This window comes from Acinetobacter sp. 1207_04 (assembly GCF_052850415.1).
Genome location: NZ_VXCQ01000008.1, coordinates 170,827 through 177,510, shown reverse-complemented (window position 1 = coordinate 177,510; position 6,684 = coordinate 170,827). Strand labels below are relative to the sequence as shown.

The following is a 6,684-nucleotide window of genomic DNA, read 5'->3' as shown; positions in this document are numbered from 1 at the left end:
TGGCATATTGGATGGAAAAATTACTACCAATAGTAATGCGATTAATACATTAGGTGGTCGTGTTACCACGAATGAAGGCGATATTGCCAATTTAAAATCGGGTCAAGGCACACTTAACCAATTGGCAGTGCAATATGATACGGCAACACAAGATGTCATTACGCTGAAAGGTACAAGTGGTACGAAAATTACCAATTTACAAAATGGTGATATTTCAACAGTAAGCTCAAAAGATGCGGTAACAGGTGGTCAGTTATATACAACGAATCAGGATGTTGCAATGTTATCTACACAAGCTACGGCAGGAGCACAGCAAATAACATCTATTTTAGGTGGTGGGGCAACTTATAGCCGTGGCGTATTTACTTTACCTACGTTCTCAATTCAAGGGAAAAGCTATTCAAATATTGGAGATACATTTGGTGCTGTGAATACTGAAATCAGTACCTTAAAAACCTCAGTAACAAATTTAAAAGCGTATGTAGATCAGCAAAATAGTGGAAGTGAGAGCAATCTTAAAAGCTATATTGATCAACAAGATGCTAAAAATATAACAGATGCTAAAAGCTATACAGATCAACTAGCTTCTAATACTTTGAGTAGTGCAAATACGTATACAGACCAACAGGATTCAGCAACACTCAATAGTGCAAATACGTATACCGATCAGCAAACATCAGCAGTATTAAAAGATGCAAATGCTTATACTGATCGTAAAGTTCTAGGTATAAATACAGGTACTGGAAACACGAGCGGTACGGGGATTAATTCTACAGCAATTGGTCCAAATACTGTTGTGTCAGGGAATAACTCTACTGCAGTTGGTGTAGGGAACAATGTTTCTGGAAATAATTCAGGTGCATTTGGTGATCCTAATATTGTGACTGCAAATGGTAGTTATGTCGTAGGTAATGATAATACTGTGAGTGGTGACAATACATTTGTACTTGGAAATAATGTCAATACCTCGGCAAAAAATTCAGTGGTATTGGGTAATGATTCGACATCTACACGAGATAATACGGTTTCGGTAGGCTCAAGTGGAAATGAACGTCAAATCACCAATGTTGCAGATGCAACTGAAAAGACTGATGCGGTGAATTTACGTCAAATGCAAGCAGCCAATACTGAAACATTAAAATCTTCGAAGGAGTATACGGATACTCGTGTGAGTACTTTAGAAAGTAGCTTCTCCGATTTTAGTTATCAGACGGATCGCCGTTTTAAAGAGGTGGATAAGCGATTTGATCGTCAAGGTGCGATGTCAGCAGCAATGATGAACATGGCAACGAGTACTGCTGGCTTGAAAGGATTGAATCGAGTCGGTGTAGCTGCAGGTTTCCAAGGCGATGAAAAAGCTGTTGCTATAGGTTATCAACGTATTGTCAGTGAAAATGTAAGCTTAAGTGTTGGTGGTGCGTTTACTGATGAAGATGGTTCAGGTGGTGCAGGTGTAGGCTTTAGTTGGTAAGCTTTAATTTGATTTGATATAAAAAGGCGATTGATATTTGATCGCCTTTTTGTTTTTTACTTCAAAGTATTAAATTTTTTGGTTTTATTCTGCTTTAGGATGAAGCCGATCAATTAATGTGTGGCTTGCTGTATTGAGCCCTAATATCTCAACATGAGTACCACATGACTCAAATTTATTTTTAACCGAATTTAACATTGAGACAGACGTAAGATCCCAAATATGTGCATGGTTCAGATCAATCACTACATTCTGGATATTCTCGTTAAAATCAAAGAATTGATAGAATTTATCAGCACTGCTAAAGAAAATTTGCCCTGAAATTGTATATTTTCGTGTTGTATTATTGAGTAATTCAGATTGAACCCTCACTTCATTTTCAAGTTTATTAATGAAGAATAAAGCTGACAATAAAACCCCTGAAAGTACACCGAGTGCAAGATTGTGTGTTGCTAAAACAATGACCACAACCAAAATCATGACTGTATTACTTTGCATTGGATGTTTAGAAAAGTTTTTGACAGAATCCCAATTAATTGTTGTAAATGCGACCATTATCATAATGGCAACGAGAGCAGCCATAGGAATGTAAGATAACCAATCTTTAAAAAAAACCACTAAGCAAAGCAAAAATACACCAGCAACGAGCGTTGATAGGCGAGTGCGAGCGCCTGAAGAAACGTTGATAATTGATTGTCCAATCATGGCACAGCCTGCCATTCCTCCCATAAAGCCACTTACTATATTGGCAATGCCTTGTCCACGACATTCTTTATGTCGCTCTCCTTCAGTTTGAGTCACTTCATTGACAATTGTTGTCGTCATCATGGTTTCAAGTAAACCCACTGTTGCTAATGTTATGGCATAAGGAAAAATGATTTTCAATGTTTCTAAATTGAATGGGATTTCAGGAACTAAAAAAACGGGTAAAGTATTGGGAAATGTTCCTAAATCGCTGACAGTGCGCATGTCTGCATTGAATAACATGGCAACGAGGCTGAGTAAAACAATACAAATTAAAGGTGAGGGAATACGTTTTCCAATTTTAGGAAGATGTGGAAATAAGTAAACAATGCACAAACCTAATGCGACAAAAATATAACCTGTGATATCCATCCGCGATAATTCAGGGAGTTGTGCGATAAAAATCAAGATTGCCAAAGCATTGACGAAGCCATACACCACAGATTGTGAAACAAAGCGCATTAACTTAGCGACTTTAAAATAACCAGCAACGATTTGAATTATTCCAGTGAGAATGGTTGTTGCAAATAAATACTGTAACCCATGGTCTTTGACTAAAGTAACCATGAGCAATGCCATGGCACCCGTTGCTGCAGAAATCATGGCAGTACGACCGCCAAAGAATGCAATGGTTACAGCAATACAAAAAGATGCATATAAACCCACCTGAGGATCTACACCTGCAATTGCTGAAAATGCAATAGACTCGGGAATGAGAGCTAAACCAACCACTAAACCTGCTAATACATCGGTTCGGATGTTTGAAAACCATTCCTGTTTCTTCAGACTGATCACAATAAACCATTCAATTTTTAAAAAGATGCGTATGTTAATGCATCTTTTAACCAAAAAGCAGAACAGATTGACTTGAAAAAGAATTCATTTTAATGAATATTCAAAGAGTCGCTTATTTATTGTTTTACGCTTTCTTGTAGTTTGACATTTTGAAACTTGAAATTGGTCAATAAGCCATTTAACAGAATTAACTTATAACAAGCAATAAGGAATAGAGATGAAATTATATTATTCACCGGGCGCATGCTCTTTGGCGGCACATATTTTACTGAATGAAATTAATGTCGATTTTGATCTTGAGCGTGTAGATCTCAAAACACATAAGACAGAAAAAGGCGCAGATTATTATGAGATCAATCCAAAAGGATATGTGCCTGCTTTAGAAATTAATCCGGGTTTGATTTTGACTGAAAATGTCGCAGTACTTCCTTTTATTGCTCAACATGATGCAGGGCAGGACTTAATCCCACCATCGGGATTAGGGCGTGCAAAGGTTTTGGAATGGTTAGGTTATTTGAACTCAGAATTACATGATGAATATGCTGTATTTTTTGACCCTAAAATTACAGAAGATGAAAAAGTACGTGGCTATGCAACCATTGATAAAATGCTGAAATATATTGATGATTATTTAGCAAAATCAGACTATGACTATTTGGTGAATGATCGTTTTGGTCCTGCCGATGCATATTTATTTGTGCTAACCAATTGGTCGAAGGTCATTCATCATGATTTAACACCATTTACCAATATTGTGGCTTTGCGTAATAAAGTTGCAGAACGCCAGTCTGTACAAATTGCAATGCGTGATGAAGGTTTGATTGCTTAATTCATTTTTATGTTAAAAGCACCTTTGGGTGCTTTTTTTTTGACTTAAATGATTGATGTGATTGGCTTCGAAAGAAATATGAAATAAATGATTTACTTTTCGATTGTGCTGACTATTTTAATTGTTGAATTTTAATCAATAATATTTTGCAAATTTTAGCATTTTTCTCAACAATGTTTTGCATTATATTGCCTGAAAATTGAATAGATTGAAGGTAAAGTCATGAGCAATATTTTAATCATCAATGGAGCAAAACAGTTTGCACATTCCAATGGCGAATTAAATGATACGTTGACTGAATTAGCACATGATGTGCTTGTTGAGAACGGACATCACATTAAAATTACACGTACAGATAAAGACTATGATATTGCAGAAGAAATTCAAAAGTATGTCTGGGCAGATGTCATTATTTATCAAATGCCAGGATGGTGGATGGGCTCACCATGGACAGTAAAAAAATATATTGATGATATTTTTACTGAAGGGCATGGTGTTCTATATGCCAGTGATGGTCGTAGCCGTTCAGATACATCTAAAAAATATGGTTCAGGTGGATTAATACATGACAAAAAATATATGCTGTCATTGACGTGGAATGCACCGAAGGATGCTTTTACTGATCCATATCAATTTTTTAATGGCGTAGGTGTTGATGGTGTTTATTTACCCTTTCATAAAGCTAATCAGTTTTTAGGTATGCAGGGTTTACCGACATTTATTGTAAATGATGTGATTAAAGCACCCAATGTTGAGCTATATAAAACAGAATATCGTCAACATTTATTGGCATTATTTGGTTAGGATGATTGAATAATGCTTACAGTTATTGCTGAAATTTTGACAAATTCAGAGCATAGTTTACAGAGGGTTATGGGTTCATTTAAAGCCATTCAAAATACTGTTCTACAAGAAGTAGGCTGTCATGGTTATGATTTGTATATTGATAGCGTTGTTGCTGCTGTTAGAGAAAGTACCATACAACAAAAAGTACCTTATTCATTGGTGATGTATGAACAGTGGGAAACGATGCAACATCTTGAAGTACATATGCAAACTGCGCACATGAAAGCTCATTTTGATGCAGTGAAGGATTTGGTTTTAGATGTTAAAATAAGAATATTGGAAAAGCAGTGAAATGATTGAACGCCAGTAAATACAACTTGATGAAGTATGTAACGGTAACTTTACTTCTTTTATGAATATTTGATTAAGCACCTTTGGGTGCTTTTTTATTTAATAATCTATTGAGTTGGATTGTCTTTTAAGATTCCATTGATGAAGAAATCTTCAGGCTTAAATTGAATAGACTGTAAAGTATAATACTTCAAATTTTCGAGGTGTTGCCAAGTGACTTTAGTTTGGTCTTTAGAAGATTGAAGTTGCATAGAAGTTTGAGTAATTTTTCTCTTATTAGTTATATAGTTGATACTAGTATAATGAACTTCTCCTGTGTTTTTCTGAGTGAAGTCGTAGTCAAAGCCAATGAGTTTGAAGTCATTTTTAATACATTTAAAATGGTAAGTATTTGTAGAGCCATACCAGTTTGAACAAGTAGACATTGAACTGAAAATGATACTTAATGCTTGTTTTCTAATTTTGATTGCTTGTTCTTGAAAGGCATCTGGTAGACAGTTTTCATGATCAGGGTATGTCCATTCGGGGAGTTTTTTGGTCAAAATCAAGTTATCGTTTTTATTTTGTTTGAATAGAATAAGAAGTTTACGATCAGATATTTTATAGTTTTTAGGTTGAATAATTATCGCAAGATCTGCTTTACCATCATTATTGAGATCACCAGTAGATAGTGAAAGGATTTCATAGTTTTACGGAATGAATTTATGTAATGATGCAGGAGTATGTTCAGCTAAACATACTGACGAAAAGCTAATAAGAAACAGTAGATAGGTTATTTTAATCATTGTAGATTTCAATTCTTTTTATTTAACTTTGATGAATTTAAAAGGATTCCGTAGAACCCTTTTATATGATGCTTATAGATGATCAATTGAATTGGATCAGTACTATTTAAAGAAATATCCTGTTTCAGGTGAGCTTGCATTCGCCATACGTTTACGTGGCATACGACCTGCCAAATAGGCTTCACGACCTGCTTCAACTGCTTTCTTCATTGCCGATGCCATCAAAATAGGATGTTGTGCGGCTGCAATTGCTGTGTTCATAAGGACACCATCACAACCCAGTTCCATTGCAATTGCAGCATCACTTGCTGTACCGACACCAGCATCAACTAAAACAGGGACTTTGGCATTTTCTTTTATGATGGAAATAGTATGTGGATTTAAAATCCCTAAACCTGAACCAATCAGACTACCTAAAGGCATAATCGCAACACAGCCCATACTTTCAAGCTCTTGAGCTACAATCGGATCATCTGATGTATAGACCATGATTTCAAAGCCATCATCAATGAGTGTACGTGCTGCTTTAAGCGTTTCGGTAATGTTTGGATACAGCGTTTTTTCATCACCTAAAACTTCAAGTTTCACCAAGTTATGGCCATCTAAAAGTTCACGTGCGAGCATGCAAGTACGCACAGCGCTATTGGCATCGAAACACCCGGCGGTGTTAGGTAAAATGGTGTATTTTTCAGGTGGGATCACTGACAATAAGTTCGGTTGATCAGGATGCTGTCCAATATTGACGCGGCGAATCGCAACCGTAACAATTTCAGCTCCACTGGCTTGAATCGCAAGGTCTGTTTCTTGTAAATCTTGATACTTACCTGTACCCACAAGCAGGCGAGACTGAAAAGTACGAGAACCAATGATCAGAGGTGAATCTTGATAATTAAATGAATTTGGGAGGTCTTGCATGGTTTTCT

7 protein-coding genes and 1 pseudogene are annotated in these 6,684 nt (G+C 36.1%); 4 read left to right on the top strand and 4 right to left on the bottom strand.

Annotation, left to right across the window (positions count from 1 at the left end; translation table 11 throughout):
• Positions 1–1,471: YadA-like family protein (locus FW754_RS09450; RefSeq protein ID WP_446324487.1), on the top strand; the 1,471-nt coding region annotated here is incomplete at its 5' end.
• Positions 1,472–1,555: 84 nt separating this feature from the next.
• Here FW754_RS09450 and FW754_RS09445 read toward each other — a convergent pair.
• Positions 1,556–3,010 carry a SulP family inorganic anion transporter gene (locus FW754_RS09445; protein WP_446324486.1) on the bottom strand — a complete coding sequence of 485 codons (1,455 nt, stop codon included), beginning with the start codon at positions 3,008–3,010 and terminating at the stop codon, positions 1,556–1,558.
• A 217-nt stretch (positions 3,011–3,227) separates the two neighbouring features.
• Between FW754_RS09445 and FW754_RS09440 the strand changes: the two genes are divergently transcribed.
• The 3 genes from FW754_RS09440 (at position 3,228) to FW754_RS09430 (ending at position 4,976) form a co-directional block, all read left to right on the top strand.
• Positions 3,228–3,839, top strand: coding sequence for a glutathione binding-like protein (locus tag FW754_RS09440; RefSeq protein ID WP_409512751.1), 612 nt, complete (start codon positions 3,228–3,230; stop codon positions 3,837–3,839).
• Positions 3,840–4,061: 222 nt separating this feature from the next.
• Positions 4,062–4,643, top strand: a complete 582-nt coding sequence (locus tag FW754_RS09435; RefSeq protein ID WP_446324485.1) for an NAD(P)H-dependent oxidoreductase — start codon at positions 4,062–4,064, stop codon at positions 4,641–4,643.
• Positions 4,644–4,655: 12 nt separating this feature from the next.
• Entirely contained in the window at positions 4,656–4,976 is a 321-nt protein-coding gene (locus FW754_RS09430) for a putative quinol monooxygenase (RefSeq protein ID WP_446324484.1), read from the top strand.
• 107 nt (positions 4,977–5,083) lie between these two features.
• Here FW754_RS09430 and FW754_RS09425 read toward each other — a convergent pair whose 3' ends face one another.
• The 3 genes and pseudogenes from FW754_RS09425 to FW754_RS09415 form a co-directional block, all read right to left on the bottom strand.
• Positions 5,084–5,518: a hypothetical protein gene (locus FW754_RS09425; RefSeq protein WP_446324483.1), complete on the bottom strand. Its 435-nt coding sequence runs from the start codon at positions 5,516–5,518 to the stop codon at positions 5,084–5,086.
• An 81-nt stretch (positions 5,519–5,599) separates the two neighbouring features.
• Positions 5,600–5,656: pseudogene (locus FW754_RS09420) on the bottom strand (FG-GAP repeat protein); the annotation flags it as partial.
• Between the two features lie 207 nt (positions 5,657–5,863).
• The gene (locus FW754_RS09415) at positions 5,864–6,676 is read right to left on the bottom strand and encodes a thiazole synthase (protein ID WP_419349487.1); all 813 of its coding nucleotides are present in this window, start codon (positions 6,674–6,676) and stop codon (positions 5,864–5,866) included.
• Positions 6,677–6,684: the final 8 nt, after the last annotated feature.

Coding starts and splice junctions, on each gene's coding strand:
- FW754_RS09430 (WP_446324484.1), top strand. CDS start 4,656: ATGCTTACAGTTATTGCTGAAATTTTGACAAATTCAGAGCATAGTTTA.
- FW754_RS09435 (WP_446324485.1), top strand. CDS start 4,062: ATGAGCAATATTTTAATCATCAATGGAGCAAAACAGTTTGCACATTCC.
- FW754_RS09440 (WP_409512751.1), top strand. CDS start 3,228: ATGAAATTATATTATTCACCGGGCGCATGCTCTTTGGCGGCACATATT.
- FW754_RS09415 (WP_419349487.1), bottom strand. CDS start 6,676: ATGCAAGACCTCCCAAATTCATTTAATTATCAAGATTCACCTCTGATC.